Raw genomic sequence first — 26,442 nt, 5'->3', positions numbered from 1 at the left:
GATATAGGGCGTTATTCCAGCCTGGAAATTTTTATATATTAAAAATGGGTATCCTGGCTCAGGTTTTTGGGTTGATGACCCGCCGGGGCCAACAGATCAGTGCAGACAGATCGCGTATCAATTATCTAAGGTTTTCATAAATTATCGGAAATCGACGTTTGAAATTTTTTTTCATGTGTTAATTTTTATATTTTCAGAGGTCAAATGCCTGTCCGCCTGAACTTACCGAAGCACCGATTAGGTAGGGCGGGGAATAGGTTAAATAAACATTTGGGGTTCGTAAGCAATTTCTTGCTTATAGTTATTTCATTATTTAATTTGTAGATTTGTAAGAAGGATGGCAAAATCAGCTTCAAAAGTGCAGGGGACCTTTTCTTTTCTGGATGACATAGAGAAATCCGAACCCCTGCCGACGCCCAAGCGTAATACCCTGAGACCCCCGGAGCAGGTGGAACTCAGGGATGAGGCCGGAGATTCGCAACCTCCGCAGGAGCAGGCTGTCAGTGCCGGAGCTATTTCCGCTACACCCGAAAATAAGTCCGGGCAGTCACCAGTTGCAGTCGAAATCCGGCAGCAACCTTTAGCCGAAGAACAGGAAGGACCTTCAATAAGTAAGGAGAGGGTTACTGGTGCGGAAAAGCATAAAAAGGAAAAGACCGGTTCAAGATCAGCGGATATACCGCCTACCAGGTTGAAAAAAATGCCTGGCACCCGCGGGCGTCGCTCAGTGAAAGAGTACGACCTCACCTCCGATCAGGTAACGGCACCGGATGACGAAGTCCTTTTTAGTAAACAATATTACAGCATGGGCGAGGTGACCGCCATGCTTAAAGAAAACCATTCGCTCATCCGTTATTGGGAGTCTGAGTTTGACATCCTGAAACCCCGAAAGAACGGAAAGGGCGATCGTTTTTTCCGCCCTTTGGATGTTAAGAACCTGTACCTGATCTACGACCTGCTAAGACGGCGGAAATTTACAATTGAAGGAGCCAGGGAATACCTGAGAAATCAGAAAAAAGCCGAGGAGAAGTTTGCAACCATTCAATCGCTGCAAAAAATTAAAAACTTCTTTCTGGAGTTGAAAGCTAACTTGTGACCAACCCCGGGAATTTTATTCCATGATGTCAGACCAATGCAGAATTGTTCCGCAGGATGGAGCGAATTTGCGCTAGAGAAAATTTTTTAACAGTATGAAAATATTGATTTTAGCCGGCCTGCTGTTTGTAGCTGGTTCGGTGTACGCACAAGCTTTTGAGAATCTGAAAGATGTTAACGGAAGGAGAATGGTGAGAGGGTTTGTTACCGACAGTATCCTCCGGAATGACACGGCTGCGTTCAGATGGTATCGTGAAGCACATAATGAATACAAACCAGGGAAGGATGTCGTTAAGGCCTTTGCTGCGCAAAAGGATTTTGTTCATTTTATTGTTTTCATGGGATCCTGGTGCCCGGATTCACATTATATCATTCCCAGATTTTATAAGATACTGGAAGCCGCGGGCTTCGACAAAAACCGGGTCAGCCTGATCGCACTCGACCGGACGAAGCGGGATTCGCTGCATCTGGCGGCAGCTTTTGACATCGACAATGTCCCCACGATTATCGTGTATAAAAGAGGCCGGGAACAGGGCCGGGTTGTAGAATACGGTCCTGTTGGTAAATTTGATGAGACGCTTGCGCAGATTTTGATGAAGGAGTAACCGTGAAATTCGGACTTTGGGTCTGGTCCACCTACCGGTTTCATCACGCCAACCTACCAGTCGGCAGGCTAGTTTTCGAAGGATAGGGGCGGCATAAATACACAGCACCACTTATATGTTTAATATTTAATGTCTAGCATCTAACGTCCCCGCCCGTACCGAACGGTACGTTCGGGCAGGTATTGTCTGTCGTCTACCCCTTATTATCACTTTCAGGTGAAATTCTCACTGTATTCACGGTTCCCGCGATTTCAATATTGAGTTTATCCAGGAGATCCAGGACTTCCATATTCACGGTTTGTCTCATATTATTAAACTCGGTTAGGTCTATCGGCCCGGAATAATAGTCGGCGGTGATCAACACTGACCTTGACGAAATCTCATTCAGCAACAGGTTATAATTTTCGATGGCGGGCTTCTTCAGTATCTTGTCGGTACCATCGAGCAATTGCCGGATCGCATCCGGCGGCGTGGATGGATCAATTTCGAGCCTGATATCCGCCCTTCGCTGGGTGCGGCTCGACATATTATCCAGCACACTGTCCACCATTTGCTTGTTGGGAACAGTGATGTATGTCTTATCTTCCGAACGGATGCGCGTGCTGCGCAGTCCTATTTTTTCGATGGTGCCCTTCACGTTATTAACCTTGACAAAATCGCCGGTAGCAAAAGGCTTATCAAAGAAAATAACAAAAGAAGCGATCAGGTTCTCCAGGCTTTCTTTTAACGCCAGGGCAACAGCAGCACCCACTATACTCAAACCGGTTATCAGCCCTTTGATATCATAACCAAAAACATATTTAAGCAATAACAACAGACCTAAAATTCCCAGCAGTACTTTGATAAAATCCTTGAAAAAGAATAATAGCTGGTGATTAGCCATATTCTCGTTGCTGACAAAGCGATCTGTATAAACGAGTACGATAAAATCAAGCAGCTTAACCAGAAAACGAAAAAACGTGATAATCATGAACCCGGTCGCGATCATGCGCACCAATTCTTTCAGCGGGATATGATAAATTTTAAAATCCAGCACTTGCGGAAACCGGAGCTGGTCGAATGCAATGACAGTAACCAGCACAAACAAGAACAGGCCAAGAGGCCGGGCGACAAGTCTTTCAAACGAATCTTTGTCGACCGTTTTGAGTTTCAGTTTAAAAAGGTTAAAAACCGCGCTGGCCGTGTATTTAGCCGCGTATTTTTTGAAAAGAAAAATAATCAGGATGGCAACAGCTACAATCAGGTATTCGCTAATTTTATTGTCGAGAATGGTTCTGTTTAAAAATTCTTGCATGTCGATTGCGATTTGCTTCAAAAATATAAATTATCTGAGGAGTGCCAGTCCAATCTGCCGGTTTTTGACAAAAATCGGGCCGATATGAACGGGTGCGGCGGCAAACATACGGAGGCCAACTTAACGGGCCACTCCGGTTTTCGGGACAGATTTGCCGTTTTTAGTTTGAGATACAATACATATCTGCTCCCTGACTTTTCAGCACGTACAAACGGGTCAGCTAGTATAATACTGGCAGACGAACTTTCAATAGTTCCTGAAAATTTTTGCCCCGGTCTCAAGGTAGGGTTTCAGGTGCAGATCCGAGCCATCGAACTCAGCGTAGGTATAATAATGGATCCAGTCGCCCAGGTTGATATACCGGCTGTTTTCTTCCAACCTGAAATCAATCGGCAGGTGCCTGTGACCAAAAACAAAAAAGTCATAATGTTTCTCTGCCAGTTTTTCCCTACAATATTGTATCAGCCATTCCCCGTCAGCGCCCAGGAACGTTTCTTCCAGCGTGCCCGTCTTCGCCCGGCTGCGTCGGCTCATGAAATTTGCCAATCCCATTCCCCAGGTTGGCGGCAGAATACCAAAAAGCCATTGGCAGACCGGATTCCGGAAGATTTTCTTCAGTCTTTTGTAGCCATGATCACCCGGGCCCAGGCCATCGCCGTGGCCAACCAGAAAATCTTTGCCCAGCAGATGAAAAGCCTCGGGTTCAAAATAGACTTTCATATTCATCTCATCCTGGAAATAATTCTTAAGCCACATATCGTGGTTTCCGACAAAGTAATGGAGTTGAACGCCAAGGTCCGAGATCTCCGCCAATTTACCCTGCAACCTGGAGAAGCCTTTAGGGATCACATATTTATATTCGAACCAGAAGTCGAATAGGTCGCCAACCAGGAAAATTTCCGATGCGTTGTGTTTGATCTTATCCAGGAATTCCACGATGAGTTTCTCCCGTTCCCGGCTTTTTACAGCATCGGGTGCTCCCAGATGAAAATCGGAAATAAAGTAAATTTTTTTCAAAGGATCCAATCTGTCTTCCATGTTGCTCAATACGCCGGTAAATTTAGTCAAAACTATTCGTCAAAAGACAAAGGCTCTATGGCATGTCTCCGGATATCGCCTCTTTGACTTGATACAGGTGTGGATCCCCGAGATGACCTAAAAATGAGAAACAACCAGAATTCCTCAAAATAATCCGGAAATCGGTTCAGGCTCTTTTAATATTCCGGTATTTACCGATTATTGTCCGTATCTTTAAAGAGGAAAACCCTAAGCACTATGAACAAGAATTTCCGGTTGTGGTTGTTGTCCGGGCTGGTGGTATTCTTGTTATTGGGCTGTCAGAAGGACGACAACACGACCCGGGACAAGTTATTGAATGCAGTTTACGCGCCTAATGCCAGACTGAAAAGGGTCCTGAACTACGAATCACAGACGTCTCGCTTGCCGCTGAGCATTGTAGCCGAGTACGAATATGATTCCGCGGGCAGGGTCGGAAGGGTGACGCATCCCTTTTACAAAGACGGTGCTGTTTCGGAAATTCTTTCCTATGACAAGTATGAATACAACGCCAATGGTCTTTTGGAAAAGATCAAATTATATTCGCTTACCGACAAAGCAGAGTTTGTCAACCTGAAAAATACTTCCTATTACTACCGTGATGATGGCCGAAGGAGAAAGGAATTTTCCGAATATCCACTGATCGGCTCTTTTGAATACGCGCTTTATTTTTATGATAAGAACAAGCTGTCGAGAGTTGATTTTTATGATCACCACGACAGTCTCCGGAATTATTTGCTCAAACAATACGACAAGGCCGGGCATCTGGTTAAAGAAACGATGTATTCGGCTGGCAACACCATGGTTTATTATACCCTTCATTCCTACCAGGGAGGGCTGAATGTGAAATCAGATGTCTATGGTGGTGCAGAATTGCAGCATCTCCGGGAGATCAGGCGGGAATTTGATATCAATAAAAACCTGGTTGCGCTTCAATCCAAAGAACTTTCCTGGTATAGCAGCCAGTCTGGCTTCGTTTACCGGTATGAGTATTACTAACCTGACTCAGGGGTTAGCCCGACAGACACCCCCTGGTTCCCTCCCATATTGTTCACACGTTCTCAGTATCCTGGTCTTTTACCTTTCGGATTTGCTCCATGCACTTATGTTTCTGATTTTGTGCATTGTGTTTTGTACTGTAGCCGTATTCTACCTGGATTTGCTCTATTGACTTTTCTTTGAAGAACATATCATGAATGAGACCTTTACAGTGATTTGTTATTTTGGTAAGGTAGCTTTGCAGTTTTTCTCCATAGGATCTGTCCTTCTCAATGGTATGACCTATTTCCTCAAAAAAACGACTATCACTTAAGTCGGTAAATTCCAGTTTTATGTAAGTAGTTCTTAGCCTCTTCAACCAAAGGTTTTTCGCAATCGCCATGATATACGTTTTCAGGGAGGCGGTAAGCACAAAACTGTCCTGCCGGAGTTTTACCAGCATGACGATCATTGTATCCTGGAAAACATCCTCAGCATCATCAGTTCGCCCGTTATTATGAACAACAAAACGGCGGACCATTTCGAAGTGTTTTCTGTACAGTTCCCCAAAAGCCTTATTGTTTTCGCCTTTGAGATCTTTTAATATCTCCTCACTCATTACATTTGTCGTATTTCATTGCATTTTACTGACTGGTTTTACAAGATACTTTCGAGCTGTGACTGTTTCCTGCCGTAAGTGAAACAACCATCCCAAAAATGATATGACCCATTAAACCGCCCAGGACTATTGCCAACATTGACCCCTCTATGGGAGGCACCGGCATGATTGCCATCATTACTTGTGCAAAGATAAAAACGATAATACCAAAAATTGCTCCTTTGAGGTAAGTATTGGCGATTCTCAGGAGCGGGTCGTATAAGTAGATATAAACAACTGCAAATACTATTCCCACCATGAAGTGCATGACCCAACCTAATGCAATGGACAATCCCATCATGCCGGAAAGCATTTTTGGCTGAGACATTTTAGGCATTCCCATCGCTCCCCCTATCATCGTGACCACTGACATTACAGCCGCGCCAATAATTCCTGCTAAAACTGCTGTTGCTACTTTTTTCATGATTCTCAATTTAATGATTAAAACTATTGGCCTCATCTGCAATAGTTCCCGCCGCTGGCATTTTTTGAAGCCGAGCGGGACTGGAGCGTCACACATCCCATCGCCCGACAATAAAGTCTTTGTTAATACTTGCTTTTTTATCGCCAATATTATTATATGGAAAAGATGAACTTACTCACGAGATAGAGCCTTTACCTTTTAGATGCCATTCTAAAATGGAATCTGAACACGAATTAATACCATTAGCAGTCAAAAAATCACCCAAATCTCCTTCCTGTCGGAAAATAAACAGGTTCAACTGGCGCAACAACTTAGTTTGGCTACATCTTTTTCGAATGCTATCGCCGCCAACTTTATACCCTCTCCTAATGTTAAATAGGGATAAAGACTCTCCGCCAGCTCCTTTACTGTTATGCCATATTTAACAGCCATACTTAGCTGCTCGATGAGTTCACCGCCCTCTGTAGCCACCACTCTTGCTCCTATAAGTTTATCAGTTTCTGAATTTCGGATCAGTTTAATAAAGCCGCGTGTATTATTTGCCACTATGGCTCTTGGCAGGTCCTTTAGTTCCAATTTTGAAACTTCGAACTGGATGCCTCTCTCTTTTGCCTGAAGCTCATCCAATCCTACTCCTGCAATTTGCGGATCAGTAAACACCACCCAGGGTAACGCTGAGTAATCTGCCACTTTCTCTGTTCCGGTAAAAGCATTTTCAACGGCAATCTTCCCTTCAAATGCTCCGGTGTAAACGAACGCGGGCGTGTTTGTTACATCTCCCGCTGCGTAAATGTGCGATAAATTTGTTTCCATTTTTTCGTTTACAGAAATATGCCCGTTTGCAGTAAGTTTTAAACCAATATTTTCCAGCGCTAACTGGCTTGTGTTTGCTTTTCTTCCTGTAGCAACAACTATTCTGCCTTTTTCGATGATTTGGGTAAATGAACCATCGGGGCGCCTGCAATCGATAATGGTTTCGCTTCCTCGTTTCTCAAACTTTACGGCCCTGAAATTGGGCAATATTTCAATGCCTTCTTCTCGCATTTGCGTTTCCAAGACCTCAGTGACATCAGGTGTCTGTGTTCTCAAGACACGATCGGTAAATTCTATAATACGAACTTTTACGCCCAATCTGTTATATGCCATGGCTATTTCCAATCCTATGAATCCGGCACCCATAATGGTAAGGCTTTCGGGTTTTTCTTCCAGGTCGAACAGGGAGACGTTGGTCAGGTAGTCGATCTTGTCTAATCCCTCAATATTTGGGGCATTAGTTGAGGCTCCCGTAGCAATCAAAAATTTAAGGGCTTTATACGCTTTTCCATCCACAAGAATGGTTTTTTCATCTTTAAATTTCGCCCAGCCTTTCAGCAGAGTAAGGTATCTAAAATCGCTCACAACATTCATGTACTTTGCCTCTTGAAGCGAGGCTACCAATTTCTTTTTTTCCTTTATGACCTGGGTAAAATCAATATCAACGCCTTTGGGAACGATACCGTTAAAATTAGAATGGGAAGCATGGTATGCGGCTTCCCCTGCACGAACCAAATTTTTAGAAGGCACACAGCCAACATTTACGCAGGTGCCGCCAAAGTCCAATCCGGCGTTCACCATGAGCGTCGTTATCCCTAAGCTTTCTGCTTTGATTGCGGCCGAAAAAGCTGCCGATCCTCCGCCTATTATAATCAGGTCAAACATATTAACATGTCCCGTTATGGGAATTTCGCCCTTTACACGATAGGCGTTTGTGCTGTCAATGGTACTAATAATTTCTTCTTTACTGATTTTAGAAGCATCAAAAGAACATTCGCAGGTGGCCTCGGGGAAACTTACTTTGGCCTCTTCAACACCCCCCTTATTGGTCAATAACTTTTCAATACTGACAGCACAATGGTCGCATGTCATTCCAGCGATATCGAGTCTTATGGTTTCTTTTTCCATTTTCTTATATTATAACATTCGTAAATATTACCGGAAATAATCACTCACAGCCGTTCGGTCCGCAAATATGTCCGGCTTTTCTAAGTACAGCATTCTGTCCGTATGCAACATTCTTTGAAACGGCATAACCGCTTTCCGAGATAGTTTTTTCGATCAGAGCGGGATTTGTTTTACGTGGGTCAAATTGTACTTCGACGCTTGCATTCTGATCACTCGCGTGTACTTTAAGAATGCCCGGCAATCTGTTCACACTATTCTCAATATGCGAAGCACAAGTATCGCAGGTCATTCCATGCACACCGATATTGAGCGTCTGAATGGCTAATGAATTAACTGCGGCAACGTCCTTCTTTTCATTTGAAGAATAGAATACGTGGGCGTAAGATGGAAAAGCAAGCATCAACACAGAAAAGCCTGTTACTACACCCAGAAATAATTTTGTTTGCCAAAAACCCTGCTTCTTTTTGTCTTCACAGTCACATTGAATTTCATCGTCGGTTCTTGGTTTGAGTTTTTGATACCAGGCAAACCCCAATACTAAAATGGTAATGCCTATTAAAATAGGCCTTGCCGGCTCCATCCAGCTAAATGCAGATGCTGCGCCTGATACGCCCGAAATAAGTGCAAACACAGGCGTGATGCAGCAAAGTGAAGCTGCTATTGCCGATATCGCGCCTACTCCGATAAATCCGTTACTTTTCTTGCTCATACTGTTTCTTTTTTTGAATGGTTATGTAGGTATCTAAAAAATGGACGCAAGAGTGTTAATTGTTCTTGTCGCAAAGAATAATAAATGGTTTGTCCATCTCTCCTCGACTTTATAATATCGCCATCTTTTAGTTTTCTCAAATGTTGGGAAACTGCCGGAATACTCATTCCGAGAATATCTGAAAGGTCACATGGGCAAAGTTCTCCTTCCTCCTCAAAAAGAAAAAGAATTTTCAGTCTTACATCATTCCCGGCTAATGCTAAAATCTTACTTAACTGATTGAAAGCGTTCCTGCTGCCTTGAAGAACTTCCCTGCAGTTTTCTATCTGTACTTTATCTGCAAATACTCTAATACAAGATTGCCCGACGTTCATAACTATGCTGTTTAGTGCGTGTAAAGCACAAAATTAAATATTATTTAGTATTTAAGCAAATACTTAAATACGTGTGCAAAACTCCTCCTTCGCTCAGTTCCACTGTCGCTTGTTTTAGCGCTGCCCCATCACTTTATACCGGACAGCCTAAAAAATCACCCAAACCCTGAATAAAATTATTTCAGGCTGTTCTGATATACATCCGTTTGTGCATTGATGGTCCGTTGACGCTGATTGGTTTGCCCCGATTTCTGTTGTTGCCGGCGAAAAATCATCCCGGCAATATTCCGCAGCCACAGATGACTTAACTCATAATTCATATTTTCTGTCCTGCGAAGCTGATTTTTGCCTGCGATTCGCTGTTATTAGCGGTCAACCAGGTAATTCAGTTCAGTAACTCCGCTGGTAAATTGCCTGGGAGGTGTTATCAGTTTCAGTTTTATTTTGTCTTTAATGTCCGTGAACAACGGAATACCCCGTCCAAGAATAATTGGGTTAACAAATAGCCAGAAGCCGTCGATTAAGTCCAGTTGAATCAGTGCATGTGTGGCTGTCGGGCTGCCAAAAAGCAGGATGTCACTGCCTGACTGTTGTTTTATTTCATTTATCCTGTCGGGGAGGCTGTCGCTAATAATTACCGTGTTAGTCTGGTCTGTATTTTTCATTGTTCGGGATAAAACAACTTTGCGGGCCTTGGCATACCATTTTGAATGTTCAATGTCGTGACTGGTCGCGGTTGGCTTATCTCCAGCGGTAGGCCAGTAATCCTCCATCATCTGATAGGTTACCCGTCCATATAATGCCGTGTCGCTTTCGCTTATTCGCTTACCGACAAAGTCAAATATTTCTTCATCCACTTTAATCCAGTCCATTTCTCCTTTCGGTCCGGCTACAAAACCGTCGAGCGATATGTGCATAAATGAAATAATCTTTCTCATATACTTTTATCTTTTATTTCGTCCGTGTATTTTTTGTTTCACTGTCTTTGGCGGTTAATGATTTTGCCGGCTGCTTGCCTGTCGGTTCACCCTCGTTCAGCGGGCAGGTCTCCCGAAGGCAGGCAGGCAGGGAACTTCGCACATTCATTACCTTATGTGAGAATAATTTTCCATGCTTCATTTCGCGGGTTCATAGTAAAGCGTTACCGCACCACTGCTAAATGTTTTTGTTTTTGTGAGTTTGAAAATTGTTCTGTCTGTCACGTTTTCAAACAGGGGCAGTCCGCTTCCCACCACGACGGGATGAACACAGAGTTGAAATTCATCAATCAGATTAAGATTTAAAAGTTGTACAATAAGGCTGCGGCTACCTACGAGAATATCTTTTCCTGGTTGTTGTTTGAGTTCCGAAACCTCGTCCTCCAGATTCCGGTTGGCCAGCTTCGCCGTTTTCCAATCAACTTCTTTCAACGTATGGGAAAAGACAAGTTTCGGGGTATCGTTCATCACGATGGCAAAGTCGTCTATCGACTTTTCGCCGGAAGGTTTTTCTGCCAGGGCCCGCCAGTATTCCATGAGTTGATAGGTTATCCTTCCATATAAGATGGTGCCCGCACTTCTTAGCAGGTCTGTATAATGTTGGTGTATTTCGTCATCAGGGGAAATGGCTGTATGGTCGCAAAAGCCGTCCAGGGTCATATTAATTGCGGCGACTATTTTTCTCATAGAATATCTTTTAAGATCGTGTCCTATTTATACCGGCGGATCAAATTTCCGGCTGTTGAACCATGATGACCTCTGACTCGAAAATACGCACAATTTACATGCCTAATTCCGAGGCTTGATAAGATCGGGCTATTCCGATAGTTCCGGGTAATATCAGGATCTGCAGTAAACATACCCGTTGGGTGCCGGGCCTGGTCTTTCCATCCCAGCCACCAATCATTGAAGAGTTTTGCACCCGGATACATTTTTTATTATCTTAGAAGCGAGTTTAAAAACAATCCGTAATTTGGATTATCGTGGATTGTCTTGCTTACGATTAAATTTAAGAACCAAATTAATGAAAGTCTTCTGTTATTTCAGATTAATGAAGGTGCCAATTTTGATTTAGAGATATAATTCTGAAAATATTAGTACCAGGCGTTTTCAGAAGCTTCGTTGATAATTAAAAAAGCTCCCATGTGGAACCAGGTTACGAATCCCTTCGGTAATATTTTTCTGTCTGCACTAGTTGCAATTATCCCGATTATTTTTATTTTTTGGGCGCTGATTATAAAAAGAATGAAGGGGCACAAAGCCATTCTTTATGCAATGGTTATATCCATGGTTATTGCATTCGCGATTTACAAGATGCCCATTCAGCTCGTGTTCTTATCCTCTTTACATGGCGCGTTATATGGGTTATTCCCAATTTGCTGGCTAATCCTCAACGTTATATTTTTCTTTAATATAACTGTAAAGAGCGGGAAGTTTGACATAATCAGACATTTTATGTCAACGGTTTCAGACGATCGCCGCATCCAGGCCTTACTGATTGCTTTTTCATTTGGTGCTTTTTTAGAGGGAACGGCAGGTTTTGGAGCTCCGGTTGCCATTTCTGCCGCGATGCTGATTGGATTAGGTTATAATCCTCTTTACGCTGCAGGGATCTGCTTAATTGCAAATACTGCACCAGTAGCATTTGGAAGTATCGGTATTCCAATCACCGTTGCCTCACAGGTTTCAGGTATTCCCGAAATGGCCATTTCTCAAATGATCGGAAGAACGTTGCCTGTTTTATCCTTGTTTTTACCATTATATTTAGTCGTACTTATCTGCGGGATCAAAAAATCCATCGAGGTTTGGCCTGCAATTTTGGTGGCTGGTGTGTCGTTTGCATTTTTCCAATGGCTAACCGCCAATTATCTAGGGCCCATGCTACCGGATGTGATTGCCGGAGTTGTTTCAATGGCATCCTTAATGCTACTATTAAGATTTTGGAAACCTAAAAAAATTTGGCGATTTAACGAGGAACCGGCCGTAGATACAACCAAAACTGAAATGTTCTCGAAGAAGGAAATTCTAAGTGCATGGTCGCCCTTCATAATTTTGACATTGGTCATTCTAACCTGGGGATTGCAGCCCGTAAAGAGCTTATTAGATTCATTTGGATTAATAAAGTTTGAATTTCCGGGCCTTCATAATATGATCATTAGGAATTATGATCATACGGCAATATCCCAAATTTTCAAAATTAATTTGTTGTCAACCTCGGGCACTGCGATTCTCGCTGTAGCCATTATTTCTATTCCTTTAGTCGGATTAAAATTTTCGGATGGACTAAAAATATTTAAATCTACTTTAATTCAATTGAGATTTCCCATTTTAACAATCGCCGCAGTATTGGGATTTGCGTATTTGGTAAACAACTCGGGGATCTCTATAACAATAGCAGATACCCTTGCCAGTACGGGCTTCTTATTTCCATTCTTTTCACCAATACTGGGATGGTTGGGTGTATTTATTACAGGTTCAGATACGTCTTCCAATGCCTTGTTTGGCAAACTCCAATTCTCAACCGCTACTTCGCTGGGCATTGACCCGGTTGTTTCGGTTGCCGCCAATTGTTCTGGCGGTGTTGCAGGCAAAATGATTTCACCGCAATCGATCGCGGTTGCAACCGCCGCTACTAATCTTATAGGCAAAGAATCCGAGTTGTTCAGATTTACAGTAAAACACAGCTTTATCCTCGTCTTTGTGATCAGTATTATCGTCCTGCTGCAATCTTATGTATTTACGTGGCTGGTTCCGAAATACGGCCTTATTGCTACGAAAACAGAAACAAGTTCTGCTGTTGGCTTGGCGGGATATGTTTACCTTCTTCTTTTGTTTTTAATCTTGGTAATTTTTTTATTCATTCTGAAAAGAACTCATCCGGCGAATAAGAGCAGCAATTAAAATATGGTTGCTGCCGTAGGGGCAAAGCAGCGGTCTTTATTTTGAAATTTTTCCAGTTTTTATTTTTTTTGCAAACACGTCCACCCACGCCTCTATTCCGGGATCAACACGCTCTGCAAAGTGGCATGAATGCAGATTGCGGCTTAGTTGGCTTTCTGTTGATGTCATATTTGTTTGGTCCCACGCTGTACCGTTTTAAACTAGTTACTTTTGTTTCCTCAATTACCATTATAAAAAGCCCAAATTAACTTCAAGTTTTCCTTTATTCCGTATTCCGCGATTTTTTCTACAAATGGCTGTCGGTGGACTGCACCACAGATAAACATCGCTTTGTCAAATGGATATTGCTTACTGTATTCGTAAACGTTTCTCAGCATTTCGTTTTCTCGTTTATCGTGAAGAACACGTTCGTTCTCGTACTCACTTAATAGCTGCAAATTGTTAGTTTCTGTCAAAAAAGTCTCTTCAATTCTGCTTATTCTACGCAGTATTTCCGAGCATTCATTACTGTTCAAAAAATTGTAGCCGTCTTCACGAATCTTCAATAATTGTAGGTTATATAAGTCCCGGTATTCACTACTGCTGTCCCAAATTATTTGTGCATCACTTAAAAGGTCGGCTTCATTTATTGGATAAGTATCAACAGGAAAGTGTTTGATCGGGTACTTCTGCAAATATCTTTTGACTGCAATCGCCTCTACTGTCTCCGGTTTATAACCCGGTGAGTGAATCGTTTCAAAAATATTAAATGGGAGTTCTTCAAAAATAATTTCCGGTTGTAATCCAGAGATAATTTTGTACAATTCATCTGGATTACATTTTCCGCATTTTACATGGAATGAAGAGAGTAAAGTAATATTGTACATAATTTGCAATGATCGCTTTTACATTTTTTCAACCCAACGATAGCCCTCTTCGGACTTTGTACTCCGTTGAAATTTGCACTTATCCCATTTAAAATAAATTCCGCAGAGGCCTCGACCCTCCTTTGCTCTTTTGGCGTTAAAAACCTGTTGATAAATTCTTCTAAACTGTGTTTTATTAAGCTTCCAACTGCTCCTCCGGCAACTGAGCCCAGCAGTCCACCCAAAATAGCCCCAATTACAGGTGAAACAGTGTTGCCTGTAATGTCGGCAATTAGGCTTACTTTTTTTCCCATTTCTCCCGTTTCGGGCCTAATTTGATCCGTCATCGAGTGTAAGACTAGCGGTCCTTTATTGCCGCGGTGAGAAAATCGAAGTCTGCTCAGCCTGGCCGACCAAGTTCGAATAAACTTAAAAGGTGAAGATGTGCACATTGTTGAATAGGTAAGATTAACCCGGATGTTTAGTCGGGGCGGAGTGACAAATGTTGTAACAAGGCATTCATCAACCTGCAATCCGGCGAAGCTCTTCTAATATACTCAAGTTCGAGGAGTGGTGAGAGAAGGATGTCCAAGTCATAGACTTCATCTCTACTTATTGATGGAATAGCCGAACCGCTGTACATTAGATTTATTTATATCTATATTCTTGAAACAGTAGAATAAGAAAACTGTATCAAGCTCATCAAATATATTCTCAGTATAAAATGCAGTATAAATAACAAAAAATGGCTTGTTTGCAAAATGCACTTCTCAATATGCACCTTTTCGCCCTATGATTAAAGACGGCTTGTCAAACAAAAATCTGTCTGTCCCTCCAATATTTTTATTAGTTCCAAATAAATCATATAAACCAACATCTTTATGGTAGTTACGAAATGATTTACCATATTCTAACGGTAGAATTTCGCCTTTTCTATATTCCCCCCACTCACTCATTGATTCCGATCTTTATTTTGTTAGCGGTAAAGTATTATTTTTTTGGGTTGATTTACTCATTCTTCAATTTCGACAACACCTCATGTACGAATGAATCCATTTTGGAAAAAGCAAACCATTTTTTGCCCAGGTCTTTGAGCGAGGCCCCAAAATGGTACAGCTCTTTTTCATCAAGAATCAGAAAGCGATCGTGGGCCTCTTTAAATTCACATATTTTTATTTCAGGATATTGGCTATTGTGCTTTTTCAAGTCTAAACTCAATTGCTTGTTTATGCCGGGTGTATATACAGTAGCGCTAACTCCCACTTTTCGCCTGCTGAGCAGGGTTAACACGGTATCATCAATATAGTTATCAATTAAGACAATGGAAGTATTGGCTTCCCTGATTAGATCGGAGACGAAACGATGTGCATCGAAGACTGTGTCTTTATAAAAAACACCTTGTTGTGGTTTGTTCGTTTTTTGTTCTAACGCCTGAAAAACCCGTTCAAACTTTTGCTCGGCTTCAATTTGCTTTACTTCTATACGATCCAATCGTTGTAGTATCAAGGCATTATTCGCAATTAGCTTCCGCATTTCTATAAATGCCCGAATTATTTGCAGGCTTATTTCTACAGCGACAGTAGTACGAAGCACTGCCGACAGCATGGCTACTCCCTGTTCGGTAAATGCAAGCGGCTTCGACCCTCCAAAATAACTTCTAGATGGTATCACAAGTTGTGATACCATGGCGTCTATTTGTTTCTCGGATAGCTCAAAACTAAAATCTGAAGGGAATCTTTCCCCATTTCTTTTTACAGCCTGCTTTAATGTTCGTGTGTCTGTTTGATAAAGCAGGGCCAAATCTCTGTCAAGTATAACCTGTTGCCCGTTAATTGTGTAAATGACATCGCTAATTTTACTATTGCTAATCAATGAGATACCAATTGGATTGGTAAAATATGCCCTTCCCGTTACCACAACCTCTTTGCTCGGATCGGCATTCTGAACAATTAGATAACAGGCGTATTGGGAAAGTTTTATGTTTTCGACTGTTCGTTGTGCTGTTTTACCAATTGTGATCATTTCGAGGGCATCCTCGAAATGATCAGCCATCCGCTGACCACTTTTTATACAGGCCTCTTTAGCTCGTTCTATTACGGGCATAAAATGCCTATACTCAGAGTACTCCAACACTTTGGACAAAGCTCTTGCACTCCAAAACTCATTACCTTTCTCATCGGTCTGTTTGATCCGCTCAAGGAAGTTATTATGTTGTTCAATTTTCGCCTCAGCCATAGCTCAAACTTCGATTTTTGAAAGATTAGCCGCAATGATTTTATTGAGTGCAGTTTTTTCTTTTAACTGCGCTTCCAGTAATGAATATGCTTCTATTTTTATCTCAGGCATGATAGCTATCGTTTTATAAGGTGACAAACTTTAACCTCTAAAAATACACAATAATCTTCTCATCCGATCCGGGTTCTTTGTCATATGCGGTCAATGACAATCAGTTTTGCGCGATGTACAAACAGCCTACTTTTTTACTGTCGAGCATATTGAACCAGACATATCTAAAAAACCTTTATGTTGGTGTTTCCCATTACTTACGGCGGTCAAAAATCCCGAAGGTGTTCAAGTATAATCTCGCTGCGAGCCGAACGCAAAGAATACATAACAGCGTTATCCCTACCGGAACATTGGAACCCGTGAATTTCTTTTATATGCACGTCAAACCACCTCCGCAATTCTTACCCAATGATTGGTCTACTTGAATCGAAACCAAAAAAAGTGATACCTACGCCCGGCCTGCCGACAAATCACAACTTACCCACAATTTAACATTTCCGAAACTTTTCGTATTTAATCATTTCCCCTACCTTTGAAATACGAAACTTAACGTAGAAAATCCGGGCGGGGTCGTTCTTGAGAAGATCAGCAGGGAAAACCGGAAAACACTTCGCTATAAGTTTAACCCGCTTCTAAGAATTCTATATAAAAAATAACACATGAAACAGATCTATTTATTCCTCGCTCTCCTCACACCGGGATTCCTGCTTGCTCAAAAGGATACCAAAAACAAAGAAGTGGAGCAAATTGTAATCACCAAAAAAGGTACAGGTAACGAAAAACTGAATATCGTCGTAGATGGCGACAAGGTAACCGTAAATGGACAGCCCGCAGGTAAAGGGAAAAATGAAGACCTCACAGTGACCAGAAGGCGGATCAAAGACCCGGAAAACTATAACGATTGGGCTCCAGGATTAAACGGTAACATGAATCGTTTCCACCGGCAATTCAACATGATGCCCGAACCAAACAAGGCAATGCTGGGCGTAACCACCCGCAAAACCGAGCAGGGCGTAGAAGTAATGAACGTATCCGACGAGAGCGCCGCTGAAAAAGCCGGGCTCAAAGCAGGAGATATCATCATCGAACTGGACCACAAAAGTATTGAAACACCCGACGAACTCTCAAAAGCGATCAAAGACAAGAACCCGGGTGATAAAGTAACCATATCCTTTCTGCGGAATAAGAAACAACAAACGGCCGTTGCTGATCTGACGCCCTGGAAAGCGCCTTCCGCACTGACTTTAAGAGATGGCGGCAATTTCAATTTTGACCTCCCGGAGAATTTTGACATCCAGGAATTCAGAAACCGTCCCGGCATGCAAATGCCCGGAAACAACCTGCGGCTATTCAACTACAACCCCGCCGCCCAGGGCCAGCGCATCGGCCTCAGGGTACAGGACCTGGAAACGGGATCAGGCGTCAAAGTGATTGAGGTTGAAAAGGGGTCAGATGCCTACAAAGCCGGTCTCCGTGACGGCGATATCATCACCGAAGTAGACGGAACGAATGTAAACAGTACGGACGACGCCGTTCCCGTGCTGAGACAAAACCGCATGAGCGGCAAATCAGTCAAGTTGAAAATCGACCGTAACGGTAAGAGCCAGCAGGTGGAAGTACCTTTCACCAAAAAAATAAAGACCGCAAATCTCTAGTTTTCAATCGTTGCGCGAACCGGCAACTCCGGGATTTCCGGCATCCAGTTTATTAACAATTTTTGGCAACTTCAAGAGAACATTCGCTTTATTTTTTCGTTAATAGTCTTAATAGTTTTACGTCTTGATAGTTTTTTAAGTTTGTGATTTAGGGTTTAGAGAAAGGCCGATTGTGAAACAGAACCTTCACTCTCGGCTTTTTCATGTTTAGCCCGGTCCGTGTAACCAAAATCACGTTAATTTCCCGCAATCACCCTTAAATTTACATACTTTATGGGTAACCAGGATCAGTATGAAATAGTCGTTGGACTGGAAGTTCACGCACAACTGCTTACAAAAAGCAAGCTTTTTTGCGGAGACAGCATCGCATTTGGCGCTGAACCCAATACCCACGTCAGTCCCATCACCCTGGCCCACCCAGGTACCCTACCCAAAATGAACCGGGAGGCAGTACGACACGCCATCAAACTCGGAATCGCTTGCCATTGCGATATCGAAAAGAAAAATTATTTCGCGCGAAAAAATTATTTCTATCCCGATCTGCCCAAGGGCTACCAGATATCACAACATACCACCCCGATCTGTAAATCAGGCTACGTCAGCATTCAGACCGAAGCCGGCGAAAGACCCGTCCGCCTGAACCGGATACACATGGAAGAAGATGCAGGGAAAAGTCTGCACGATGTGGACGATTTTAACACGGCATTAGATTTCAACCGGGCAGGAACGCCTTTACTGGAAATTGTGACCGAACCCGATATTCATAGCAGCGCAGAAGCATTCGCTTTTGTTACCGAACTCAGGAAGACCGTCCGCTACCTGGGTATTTGCGACGGCAATATGGAAGAAGGCAGCCTTCGCTGCGATGCCAATATTTCGGTACGAAAAAAAGGTGATACCCGCCTGGGTACAAAAGTAGAAGTGAAGAACCTTAACTCCATCCGTAATGTAAAAAGGGCGATCGACTTCGAAGCCGACAGACTGATTCAAAAACAGGAAAAGGGAGAAACCATCCGGCAACAAACCCGTGGATTTGACGCAGGAAACGGCACAACGTACGCGATCCGCGACAAAGAAGATGCGGACGACTACCGCTATTTCCCCGATCCCGATCTGACACCCTTCGATCTGGACGATGATTTTATCGAGACTGTCAGAAAATCAATCCCGGCGCTTCCCGCAGAAAGGATCCTTGAATACACGGGAAGATATCAGCTACCGGCATACGACGCGCAGGTACTGACCGAAGACAGGGCGTTTTCCGATTTTTTTGAAGAGATCCTGAATCATACCGATAATTATAAGGCTGCCGCCAATTGGATGCTCGGGCCCGTCAAAAGCTGGCTGAATGATAAAAAGATCGATATTGGCGAATTCCTTGTTTCTCCCGCCCGGATCGCTGATCTGATCCGCTGCGTAGACGATGGCCTAATCAGCTTTTCAACCGCTTCCACCCGTTTACTTCAGCTTGTTTCGGAATTTCCGGATGCGGATCCGGTCAGGCTTGCAGAGCAACACAACCTGCTGCAACAGTCCGACAGTTCCGCGCTTGAGCCCGTCATCAACCAGGTGCTGGAAAGTATGCCCGATAAAGTATCTGCCTACCGAAAGGGCAAAAAAGGTCTGTTGGGACTTTTCGTGGGCGAAGTAATGAAACGTACCCATGGCAAGGCCGACCCCGTCAGGACGAACGAAATATTATTAAACAAACTAAGATAATCACCGGTTCGGCTAGCGACTCGCTACATGCTTGTGCTGGCAACCTGGTCTTCAAATTCTTTAACAACAACACCCAGAGATGAGAAAAATTTTATTTATCGCATTTGGCCTACTGGTTCTGGCTTCCTGTAAACAAAACAAGAATACCTTTTCCGTAAGTGGCAAGATTGAACATTCCAATGGAAAGATGGCATACCTTGAAGAAGTGCCCGTCGGCACCATGCGGCCTGTTTTGGTTGACTCTTCAAAACTTGAAAAGGATGGTTCTTTTTCGCTGAAAACCCCCATGGGTGAGTCGGCCATTTATAATGTGCGCATGGACGATCAGATGTACCCGGTGGCATCAGTCATCAATGACCAGCCTTCGGTGCAACTGGATATACAAATGAGCAAAGAAAACAATCAGTTTGCAGAAAAGTATGAGGTAAAGGGCTCACCGGCCAGCCAATCGATGAAAGACTTCATGACCCACTTCAACAATAAACTGCAGGAAATATTTGTTAATTCACGAGAGCTCGACAGCCTTCGTAAGGCGATCAGTCCGGACAGCCTGATCAATGAAAAAACCCAGGCGATAGCCCGGACAGGTAAAGAGATCAAATCTTATACCCTGCAGGAAATCGACAAGTCAGCCAATCCGGCGCTGACTATGTTCGAACTCGGCTACTACCAGTCCACCGCCAACAATCCTGGCTTCGGACTTGAAGCTCTGGCGAACAACGAGGTAACCGCTATCATCGACAATGTGCTGAAGAAAAACCCGAACCATACCGGCATTGCAGCGCTGAAGCAGAACCTGGCATCTATGGCCAGTCGAACCGGCTCGGGAAATTGGGTAGGCAAACAGGCTCCTGATTTTACGCTACCGGATGTAAATGGAAAACCATTTGCTTTGAGTTCATTAAAAGGAAAATATGTTTTAGTGGATTTCTGGGCAAGTTGGTGCAAGCCATGCCGCATGGAAAACCCCAATGTAGTTGCGGCCTATCAAAAATATAAAAATAAAAATTTTACGATCCTCGGGGTATCGCTGGATCAAGACAAGGACGCCTGGACCGGCGCTATCCGGAAAGATCAGCTTGCCTGGAACCAGGTCAGCGACCTGAAGTATTGGGACTCGATGGTGATACCGTTGTATCAGTTCGATGGTATTCCCTATAATGTTTTGATTGATCCCCAGGGAAAAGTCATCGCCGAATCACTCCGGGGTTCGGATCTGGAGGCCAAGCTGGGCGAGGTTTTGAAATAATTTCACTTACCGGTCACCTATCGGATTCCTGTATTGCGGAGTCCGGAACCGGTCTGCTTCCGACGAGGCAGACCGGTTTTGTTTTTGGAGATTGCAGAAACACTCAGCCATAGTGAGAAAAATTAAAGTTATCCCCACCATTTATGTTGGTGGGTCTTAATTCCCAGGATCAGTCTTCATAAGGAAAGAAATAAGCCGGTTTATTAAACAGGGTATGTTTTTACATAGATAACCGTAATAAATTCGGTTAAGTGTGCAAAAAATGATAACTTTGGATGTGTCAACAACGCAAACCTTCGACCAATTTGGAATAGTTCCCGTACGTCACGATTCATTACTCAATGTTTTCGAAGCATACCGTTCGCCTGAAGATAAAATCGAACGGCTGGAGAACAAAGGCGATATTATACGGCTAAAGAAGGGCTATTATGTCCTCTCCCCGCGAGTGGCAAAAAAGCCACTGTCGAAGGAATTAATCGCAAATCATCTATATGGCCCATCTTATGTCTCGTTACAATCGGCACTTTCCTTTTACGGATTGATCCCGGAAAGGGTGTATCTGACTCTATCCGTTACAACAAAAAGAGCCAGAAAGTTTGATACCCCTGTCGGCCAGTTCGACTATATAACTGTACACAAAGATTACTACCCGATTGGAATAAACATTGAATCTGTAGGAAAGCAATACAGTTTTCTAATTGCTTCGCCAGAAAAGGCGCTTTGTGACGTTATTCTTAATACTAAAGGAATACGTATCAAATCATCTAAAGGGATGACATCATTTCTGGAAAATGACCTTAGGTTTGACATGTCATCTCTCAAGACTTTCAGCAAAAATTTGATTGCTGCATGTGCAGCTAAAGCACAAAAAAAACAAAAGGAACTTAATTTTTTGCATCAAATTGTCGTGTATGAGCGTATTTGATCAAATGATGGATCAATACCCGATCACCAGTGAAGATGAGCGAAAAAATGCGCTACATGAAGTCATGCAACAAATAGCGCTGGCGGGATTATATCGGGCTGATTTTTTCAAGACTGCTGCTTTCTACGGCGGAACCTGCCTGCGCATTTTTCACGGATTGCCCAGGTTTTCCGAAGACTTGGATTTCTCTCTGCTTCAAAATAATGAAAAATTTAGACTAACTCCTTATTTTGATGCCATCAAAAATGAGTTTTCATCGCTGGGGAGGAAGGTGACTATTACCAGAAAGGAAAAGACCAAAAACACACATGTTGAATCCGCATTCTTAAAGGATAATACCGAGATTTATTCTGTAAAATTCAGCTCCGAAAAACAGATAAAAATAAAAATTGAGGTTGACGTTAATCCCCCGCTGGGGTTTGAAACGGAACAGCGACTCCTTTTGCTGCCTTATTCTTTCATGACACGATGTTTTACATTGCCTTATTTATTTTCAGGAAAGATGCATGCACTAATATTCAGAAAATGGCAGGGAAGAGTTAAAGGGCGTGACTGGTACGACTTTGAATGGTATGTTAAAAAAAATGTCCCCCTGAACCTGCATCATTTCATAGCCCGTATCCGGCAGTTCAAGTCTATGCCGGTTCAGGAGTTCACTCCGGAAGATTTTAAAAGACTACTGAAAAAAAAAATCGAATCGACCCAAATTCAAAACGTTGTTGCAGACGTGCGGCCATTTGTTAAGAACCAGAAAGAGCTGGATATTTGGTCAACGGAATATTTTCTTCAATTAGTACCCCTTATAAAATTTGAATGATCCGCCCCGTGAATCAGGGTTGTCACTTGTATTCCGTCAGTATCTCCGGTAGCGGAATAGCTGCCATTCATTATTAGAAATAATAGTTCAACGTTGATCGGCCACAGCGGGCCCGTCACAAAAACAGTACCGTTCAAACTCGATCGTCTTTGGTGTCGATGCAGCAAACAAGACGCTTCTTTGTCCGGCTCAAATTGTCTCGTAACAATTTATCACCATTTGGTTAGGATCTATCCTTCCTGATCTCCCTTACCCAACGCGCACAAAAAAACGGGCCGCTGTACCGCGACCCGTATAAATATTTATACTATTATGTTTCTGTCAGGAATTCATGCTCGCCAGGAATTCGGAATTATTCTTGGTTCCTTTCATTCTTTTCAGCAACTCTTCCATCGCCTCTTCCGTTTTCATGTCAGAGAGGTACACCCGAAGCAGGTTCATGCGTTGCAATACCTCACGATCCAGCAACAGATCATCTCGCCGCGTTGAAGAAGCTGTAAGATCAATAGCAGGGTAGATCCGCTTGTTCGCCAGCTTCCTGTCGAGTTGCAGCTCCATATTTCCTGTTCCTTTGAATTCCTCAAAGATCACTTCATCCATCTTACTACCGGTATCAATAAGGGCGGTAGCGAGTATGGTCAGCGAACCGCCGTTCTCAATTTTCCGGGCGGCGCCAAAAAACTGTTTTGGCTTCTGCATCGCATTGGCTTCCACACCTCCACTCAGCACCTTTCCGGATGCGGGTGAAACCGTATTATGTGCCCGGGCAAGGCGCGTGATTGAATCCAACAGGATCACCACATCATGACCACACTCAACCAGACGCTTGGCTTTCTGAAGCGCTACCGTAGAAACCTTCACGTGTTTCTCTGCCGGTTCGTCAAAAGTGGAAGCAATGACTTCAGCCTTCACACTTCTTTCCATATCCGTTACCTCTTCCGGCCTCTCATCAACCAGTACGATCATCAGATACACCTCCGGGTGATTTTCTGCAATCGCATTAGCCACAGCTTTCAGCAACATGGTCTTTCCTGTTTTTGGCTGGGCAACGATCAAACCGCGCTGTCCCTTGCCAATAGGTGTGAACAGGTCGATGATCCGTGTAGAAAGATCCGAAGGCCTGGTAAACAAGTTCAGCTTCTCATACGGAAACAGCGGAGTCAGATAATCGAAAGGCACACGGTCCCTTACATCATCCGGACTCTTGCCATTGATCGTATCCACTTTAAGCAGTGCGAAATATTTCTCACCTTCCTTGGGCGGACGAACCGCACCATAAACGGTATCGCCGGTCTTCAAACCGAAAAGTTTTATCTGGGAAGGGGAAACATACACATCATCGGGACTGGACAAATAATTATAGTCTGAAGAGCGTAGGAATCCGTAACCGTCGGGCATCATTTCCAAAACGCCCTCACTCAGGACCATCCCGTCGAATTCGATATTAAAATTGCTTTGCGGTTCTTTTCTATTTGAATAATACCTGGGTTCGTAGGAGGTCGTAGGTGCGGGCGGCGCCGGTTCTTCATATTGCACCGGAGCATCATATTTCTCTGTGGCCTTAAACGCCTGTGCTATGAACGCTTCGGTTGCAGCGTCAAAATTGAATCCGCCCTCCTCTTTTTGTTCGCCCTCGCCGGGTTCTTCCGAATCGGGCAGGCTTGGAGCTTGTTTTTTGGCTGCCGGAACAGGCTTTTTAACTTCTTTTTCTTCTGCCTCGGGAGCCGGGCTTTCTTTTTTCTTTTTAGCCGGGGCCTTTGTTTTCTTAGCCGGGGCCTTGGCCTTCTTTATTTCTTTTGCCGGTGCTTCAGGTTCCTGATTGTCATCGCCTTCGTCTTCCACAAAAGCCTCTTCGGTGCTAATGGCTGTCGTAGCTTTCACGATTCTTCTCCTCTTCGGTTTTTCATCGGTTTTGGTAGCTTTGGCGCCCACAATCGCCTGATTATCTAAAATCCTGTAAACCAAATCCTGTTTCGTTAGTTTTTTGGCGTTAGGAATCTTTAGCTGTTCGGCAATATCCAACAGTTCCGGAACGAGCATGTCGTTCAATTGTAAAATGTCATACATAGATACGTAGGATTAATCAGCAGATTAAATCTTATTAAAGATTAAGATTGAATTGTAAATGAAATTTATGTTTTTGGATAAAAAATACTGAGTTGAGGATCAATATTTGATAGAGATGATCACAAGTCTTAGGGTCATTTCTGATGCAAAAATAGAGGGTTTTCTTTAAATCAAAAAAAATTTAACCCTTAAGAAAACTAAAAAATATGTGGCGCAACTCGTTTTCGTACCCGATTATTTCATAAATGTACGACTATTTTTTGGAAAAAACAAATTTGATTGATGCAAATTCTGGGATCTCCTTTCGTAATTTCAGGCGGCTGGATCAGCCTGTTGACCGCATTGATCCTATCTTTGCAGACAATTTTCAATATATGTTCAACCAGAGGATCAAGATTAAAGAACTTTTAAAACAAGAGCCCACGGGCCAGGAAATCACCGTGATGGGCTGGGTACGTACATTCCGGAACAACCAATTTATTGCGCTGAATGACGGATCTACTAACCAAAACCTCCAGGTGGTGGCTACATTGGGCGAGTTTGACGATGCACTTCTCAAAAGGATTACAACCTCAGCTTCCCTAAAAATAACGGGGGTAGCAGTCCCTTCTCCCGGAAAAGGTCAGAACATGGAGCTCAAAGCCAGGACCATCGAGGTGCTGGGTGACAGCCACGCAGAAGATTACCCGCTACAACCCAAAAAACACTCGCTGGAGTTTTTGCGGGAAAATGCCCACCTCCGCTTCCGCACCAATACGTTTGGAGCCGTTTTTCGCGTGCGGCACTCCCTGGCGTTTGCGATTCATAAGTTCTTTAATGAGAAAGGATTCATTTATCTGCATACCCCCATCATCACTGCCAGCGACGCAGAAGGCGCAGGGGAGATGTTCCGCGTGACTACGCTACCCCCCGTGAATCCGCCACTCACAGAAGAAGGTGACGTGAATTTCAAGGAGGATTTCTTCGGAAGAGCTACCAACCTAACCGTAAGCGGTCAACTTGAAGGCGAAACGGGAGCTATGGCATTTGGTGAGATCTATACTTTCGGACCCACATTCAGGGCCGAAAACAGTAACACGGCGCGTCACCTGGCAGAATTCTGGATGATAGAGCCGGAAATGGCCTTCTACGACCTGGAAGACAACGCAAACCTGGCAGAAGAATTCATTCGCTATATTATTCAATACACCCTGGACAACAACCGCGAGGACCTGGATTTCCTGGCCCACCGCCTGGCTGACGAAGAAAAACAATTACCCCAGGATAAGCGTAGTGATATGGGATTGATTGAAAAGCTGGAATTCGTACTCAATAACGATTTTCAGCGTCTCACTTATACAGAAGCGATTAAGATCCTCCAGGAAAGCAACTACAATAAGAAAAAGAAATTCCAGTATCCGATTACCGGTTGGGGCATGGACCTGCAAAGCGAACATGAACGGTACCTGGTTGAAAAGCATTTCAAAAAGCCGGTTATCCTGACGAATTACCCCGCTAGTATCAAGGCTTTTTATATGCGTATCAATGACGATGCGTGCCCGGAAGAAGGTCGCGGAAACACAGTGGCGGCTATGGATATCCTGGCCCCGGGAATAGGCGAAATTGTAGGTGGTTCTCAGCGGGAAGAACGACTGGATGTACTCGTGGAAAAAATGAAAACGATGCAGATCTCCGAAGAAGAACTCTGGTGGTACCTGGATACCCGACGCTTCGGAACGGTACCCCACGCAGGGTTTGGGCTGGGCTTCGAGCGAATGGTGCAGTTTGTAACGGGTATGAATAATATTCGCGATGTCATTGCTTTCCCCAGGACGCCCAAGAGCGCAGCTTTTTAAGCTTTTATTTTTTAGATGTCTTAAGATAAAAA

Annotated in this window: 24 protein-coding genes; 10 read left to right on the top strand and 14 right to left on the bottom strand. The window is 43.5% G+C overall.

Annotation, left to right across the window (positions count from 1 at the left end; genetic code table 11):
- Positions 1-337: 337 nt before the first annotated feature.
- Together AC3WS5_RS02705 and AC3WS5_RS02700 are read left to right on the top strand one after the other, a co-directional pair.
- On the top strand, positions 338-1,096 hold the full coding sequence (locus tag AC3WS5_RS02705) for a MerR family transcriptional regulator (RefSeq protein WP_492465658.1): 759 nt from the start codon (positions 338-340) through the stop codon (positions 1,094-1,096).
- A 94-nt stretch (positions 1,097-1,190) separates the two neighbouring features.
- Entirely contained in the window at positions 1,191-1,700 is a 510-nt protein-coding gene (locus AC3WS5_RS02700) for a thioredoxin family protein (protein ID WP_492465657.1), read from the top strand.
- Positions 1,701-1,893: 193 nt separating this feature from the next.
- Here the strand turns inward: AC3WS5_RS02700 and AC3WS5_RS02695 are convergent, their stop codons facing one another.
- Together AC3WS5_RS02695 and AC3WS5_RS02690 are read right to left on the bottom strand one after the other, a co-directional pair.
- The gene (locus tag AC3WS5_RS02695; protein ID WP_492465656.1) at positions 1,894-2,994 is read right to left on the bottom strand and encodes a mechanosensitive ion channel family protein; all 1,101 of its coding nucleotides are present in this window, start codon (positions 2,992-2,994) and stop codon (positions 1,894-1,896) included.
- Positions 2,995-3,240: 246 nt separating this feature from the next.
- Positions 3,241-4,032 (bottom strand): UDP-2,3-diacylglucosamine diphosphatase, encoded by a 792-nt coding sequence (locus AC3WS5_RS02690; RefSeq protein ID WP_492465655.1) that lies wholly within the window; start codon positions 4,030-4,032, stop codon positions 3,241-3,243.
- A gap of 237 nt (positions 4,033-4,269) precedes the next feature.
- On the opposite strand from AC3WS5_RS02690, the gene AC3WS5_RS02685 reads away from it, so the two are divergent.
- Positions 4,270-5,049: a hypothetical protein gene (locus tag AC3WS5_RS02685; protein ID WP_492465654.1), complete on the top strand. Its 780-nt coding sequence runs from the start codon at positions 4,270-4,272 to the stop codon at positions 5,047-5,049.
- Positions 5,050-5,101: 52 nt separating this feature from the next.
- Here AC3WS5_RS02685 and AC3WS5_RS02680 read toward each other — a convergent pair whose 3' ends face one another.
- From AC3WS5_RS02680 to AC3WS5_RS02650, 7 genes are all read right to left on the bottom strand, one after another.
- Positions 5,102-5,647: an RNA polymerase sigma factor gene (locus tag AC3WS5_RS02680; protein ID WP_492465653.1), complete on the bottom strand. Its 546-nt coding sequence runs from the start codon at positions 5,645-5,647 to the stop codon at positions 5,102-5,104.
- A 25-nt stretch (positions 5,648-5,672) separates the two neighbouring features.
- Entirely contained in the window at positions 5,673-6,110 is a 438-nt protein-coding gene (locus AC3WS5_RS02675; RefSeq protein WP_492465652.1) for a DUF6789 family protein, read from the bottom strand.
- Positions 6,111-6,404: 294 nt separating this feature from the next.
- Complete coding sequence (gene merA, locus AC3WS5_RS02670) at positions 6,405-8,051, bottom strand: mercury(II) reductase (protein ID WP_492465651.1); 1,647 nt, start codon at positions 8,049-8,051, stop codon at positions 6,405-6,407.
- A gap of 40 nt (positions 8,052-8,091) precedes the next feature.
- Entirely contained in the window at positions 8,092-8,760 is a 669-nt protein-coding gene (gene merTP / locus AC3WS5_RS02665; RefSeq protein ID WP_492465650.1) for a mercuric transport protein MerTP, read from the bottom strand.
- Positions 8,757-9,134, bottom strand: a complete 378-nt coding sequence (locus AC3WS5_RS02660; protein ID WP_492465649.1) for an ArsR/SmtB family transcription factor — start codon at positions 9,132-9,134, stop codon at positions 8,757-8,759. Before AC3WS5_RS02660 ends, merTP begins: the two co-directional genes overlap by 4 nt.
- A gap of 365 nt (positions 9,135-9,499) precedes the next feature.
- Positions 9,500-10,072: a dihydrofolate reductase family protein gene (locus AC3WS5_RS02655; RefSeq protein WP_492465648.1), complete on the bottom strand. Its 573-nt coding sequence runs from the start codon at positions 10,070-10,072 to the stop codon at positions 9,500-9,502.
- 177 nt (positions 10,073-10,249) lie between these two features.
- Entirely contained in the window at positions 10,250-10,798 is a 549-nt protein-coding gene (locus AC3WS5_RS02650) for a dihydrofolate reductase family protein (protein ID WP_492465647.1), read from the bottom strand.
- A gap of 456 nt (positions 10,799-11,254) precedes the next feature.
- Here AC3WS5_RS02650 and AC3WS5_RS02645 point away from each other — a divergent pair, with 456 nt between their 5' ends.
- Complete coding sequence (locus AC3WS5_RS02645; protein WP_492465646.1) at positions 11,255-13,012, top strand: L-lactate permease; 1,758 nt, start codon at positions 11,255-11,257, stop codon at positions 13,010-13,012.
- 218 nt (positions 13,013-13,230) lie between these two features.
- On the opposite strand, the gene AC3WS5_RS02640 is transcribed toward AC3WS5_RS02645, so the two are convergent.
- The 4 genes from AC3WS5_RS02640 to AC3WS5_RS02625 form a co-directional block, all read right to left on the bottom strand.
- Positions 13,231-13,878, bottom strand: a complete 648-nt coding sequence (locus tag AC3WS5_RS02640) for a hypothetical protein (protein WP_492465645.1) — start codon at positions 13,876-13,878, stop codon at positions 13,231-13,233.
- Positions 13,842-14,171 carry a hypothetical protein gene (locus tag AC3WS5_RS02635; RefSeq protein WP_492465644.1) on the bottom strand — a complete coding sequence of 110 codons (330 nt, stop codon included), beginning with the start codon at positions 14,169-14,171 and terminating at the stop codon, positions 13,842-13,844. The genes AC3WS5_RS02640 and AC3WS5_RS02635 overlap by 37 nt, the downstream gene beginning before the upstream one ends.
- Positions 14,172-14,627: 456 nt before the next feature.
- On the bottom strand, positions 14,628-14,813 hold the full coding sequence (locus tag AC3WS5_RS02630; protein WP_492465643.1) for a hypothetical protein: 186 nt from the start codon (positions 14,811-14,813) through the stop codon (positions 14,628-14,630).
- A gap of 52 nt (positions 14,814-14,865) precedes the next feature.
- Complete coding sequence (locus AC3WS5_RS02625) at positions 14,866-16,092, bottom strand: ORF6N domain-containing protein (RefSeq protein WP_492465642.1); 1,227 nt, start codon at positions 16,090-16,092, stop codon at positions 14,866-14,868.
- A 710-nt stretch (positions 16,093-16,802) separates the two neighbouring features.
- Between AC3WS5_RS02625 and AC3WS5_RS02620 the strand changes: the two genes are divergently transcribed.
- The 5 genes from AC3WS5_RS02620 (at position 16,803) to AC3WS5_RS02600 (ending at position 22,508) form a co-directional block, all read left to right on the top strand.
- The gene (locus tag AC3WS5_RS02620) at positions 16,803-17,798 is read left to right on the top strand and encodes a PDZ domain-containing protein (RefSeq protein ID WP_492465641.1); all 996 of its coding nucleotides are present in this window, start codon (positions 16,803-16,805) and stop codon (positions 17,796-17,798) included.
- Between the two features lie 273 nt (positions 17,799-18,071).
- A complete protein-coding gene (gene gatB, locus AC3WS5_RS02615) occupies positions 18,072-19,517 on the top strand; it encodes an Asp-tRNA(Asn)/Glu-tRNA(Gln) amidotransferase subunit GatB (protein WP_492465640.1) in 1,446 nt (481 codons plus the stop codon).
- Between the two features lie 79 nt (positions 19,518-19,596).
- A complete protein-coding gene (locus AC3WS5_RS02610; RefSeq protein ID WP_492465639.1) occupies positions 19,597-20,766 on the top strand; it encodes a redoxin domain-containing protein in 1,170 nt (389 codons plus the stop codon).
- Positions 20,767-21,037: 271 nt separating this feature from the next.
- On the top strand, positions 21,038-21,691 hold the full coding sequence (locus AC3WS5_RS02605; RefSeq protein ID WP_492465638.1) for a type IV toxin-antitoxin system AbiEi family antitoxin domain-containing protein: 654 nt from the start codon (positions 21,038-21,040) through the stop codon (positions 21,689-21,691).
- Complete coding sequence (locus AC3WS5_RS02600; protein ID WP_492465637.1) at positions 21,678-22,508, top strand: nucleotidyl transferase AbiEii/AbiGii toxin family protein; 831 nt, start codon at positions 21,678-21,680, stop codon at positions 22,506-22,508. The genes AC3WS5_RS02605 and AC3WS5_RS02600 overlap by 14 nt, the downstream gene beginning before the upstream one ends.
- Positions 22,509-22,829: 321 nt before the next feature.
- Here AC3WS5_RS02600 and rho read toward each other — a convergent pair whose 3' ends face one another.
- Complete coding sequence (gene rho, locus AC3WS5_RS02595) at positions 22,830-24,575, bottom strand: transcription termination factor Rho (protein ID WP_492465636.1); 1,746 nt, start codon at positions 24,573-24,575, stop codon at positions 22,830-22,832.
- 260 nt (positions 24,576-24,835) lie between these two features.
- Between rho and asnS the strand changes: the two genes are divergently transcribed.
- Positions 24,836-26,410 carry an asparagine--tRNA ligase gene (gene asnS / locus AC3WS5_RS02590; protein ID WP_492465635.1) on the top strand — a complete coding sequence of 525 codons (1,575 nt, stop codon included), beginning with the start codon at positions 24,836-24,838 and terminating at the stop codon, positions 26,408-26,410.
- Positions 26,411-26,442 lie beyond the last annotated feature (32 nt).

This window comes from Niabella sp. CPT15-335-S11, assembly GCF_058792415.1.
This window is presented reverse-complemented; position numbering and strand designations above follow the sequence as displayed.

Bases quoted from the DNA above. Each gene is read 5' to 3' on its own strand.
- AC3WS5_RS02680 (WP_492465653.1), bottom strand. From the start codon at position 5,647: ATGAGTGAGGAGATATTAAAAGATCTCAAAGGCGAAAACAATAAGGCT.
- rho (WP_492465636.1), bottom strand. From the start codon at position 24,575: ATGTATGACATTTTACAATTGAACGACATGCTCGTTCCGGAACTGTTG.
- AC3WS5_RS02690 (WP_492465655.1), bottom strand. From the start codon at position 4,032: ATGGAAGACAGATTGGATCCTTTGAAAAAAATTTACTTTATTTCCGAT.
- AC3WS5_RS02700 (WP_492465657.1), top strand. From the start codon at position 1,191: ATGAAAATATTGATTTTAGCCGGCCTGCTGTTTGTAGCTGGTTCGGTG.
- AC3WS5_RS02640 (WP_492465645.1), bottom strand. From the start codon at position 13,878: ATGTACAATATTACTTTACTCTCTTCATTCCATGTAAAATGCGGAAAA.
- gatB (WP_492465640.1), top strand. From the start codon at position 18,072: ATGGGTAACCAGGATCAGTATGAAATAGTCGTTGGACTGGAAGTTCAC.
- AC3WS5_RS02705 (WP_492465658.1), top strand. From the start codon at position 338: ATGGCAAAATCAGCTTCAAAAGTGCAGGGGACCTTTTCTTTTCTGGAT.
- AC3WS5_RS02660 (WP_492465649.1), bottom strand. From the start codon at position 9,134: ATGAACGTCGGGCAATCTTGTATTAGAGTATTTGCAGATAAAGTACAG.
- AC3WS5_RS02625 (WP_492465642.1), bottom strand. From the start codon at position 16,092: ATGGCTGAGGCGAAAATTGAACAACATAATAACTTCCTTGAGCGGATC.
- AC3WS5_RS02645 (WP_492465646.1), top strand. From the start codon at position 11,255: ATGTGGAACCAGGTTACGAATCCCTTCGGTAATATTTTTCTGTCTGCA.
- AC3WS5_RS02635 (WP_492465644.1), bottom strand. From the start codon at position 14,171: ATGGGAAAAAAAGTAAGCCTAATTGCCGACATTACAGGCAACACTGTT.
- AC3WS5_RS02695 (WP_492465656.1), bottom strand. From the start codon at position 2,994: ATGCAAGAATTTTTAAACAGAACCATTCTCGACAATAAAATTAGCGAA.
- AC3WS5_RS02685 (WP_492465654.1), top strand. From the start codon at position 4,270: ATGAACAAGAATTTCCGGTTGTGGTTGTTGTCCGGGCTGGTGGTATTC.
- AC3WS5_RS02630 (WP_492465643.1), bottom strand. From the start codon at position 14,813: ATGAGTGAGTGGGGGGAATATAGAAAAGGCGAAATTCTACCGTTAGAA.
- AC3WS5_RS02600 (WP_492465637.1), top strand. From the start codon at position 21,678: ATGAGCGTATTTGATCAAATGATGGATCAATACCCGATCACCAGTGAA.
- AC3WS5_RS02655 (WP_492465648.1), bottom strand. From the start codon at position 10,072: ATGAGAAAGATTATTTCATTTATGCACATATCGCTCGACGGTTTTGTA.
- merA (WP_492465651.1), bottom strand. From the start codon at position 8,051: ATGGAAAAAGAAACCATAAGACTCGATATCGCTGGAATGACATGCGAC.
- AC3WS5_RS02620 (WP_492465641.1), top strand. From the start codon at position 16,803: ATGAAACAGATCTATTTATTCCTCGCTCTCCTCACACCGGGATTCCTG.
- AC3WS5_RS02610 (WP_492465639.1), top strand. From the start codon at position 19,597: ATGAGAAAAATTTTATTTATCGCATTTGGCCTACTGGTTCTGGCTTCC.
- AC3WS5_RS02675 (WP_492465652.1), bottom strand. From the start codon at position 6,110: ATGAAAAAAGTAGCAACAGCAGTTTTAGCAGGAATTATTGGCGCGGCT.
- AC3WS5_RS02650 (WP_492465647.1), bottom strand. From the start codon at position 10,798: ATGAGAAAAATAGTCGCCGCAATTAATATGACCCTGGACGGCTTTTGC.
- merTP (WP_492465650.1), bottom strand. From the start codon at position 8,760: ATGAGCAAGAAAAGTAACGGATTTATCGGAGTAGGCGCGATATCGGCA.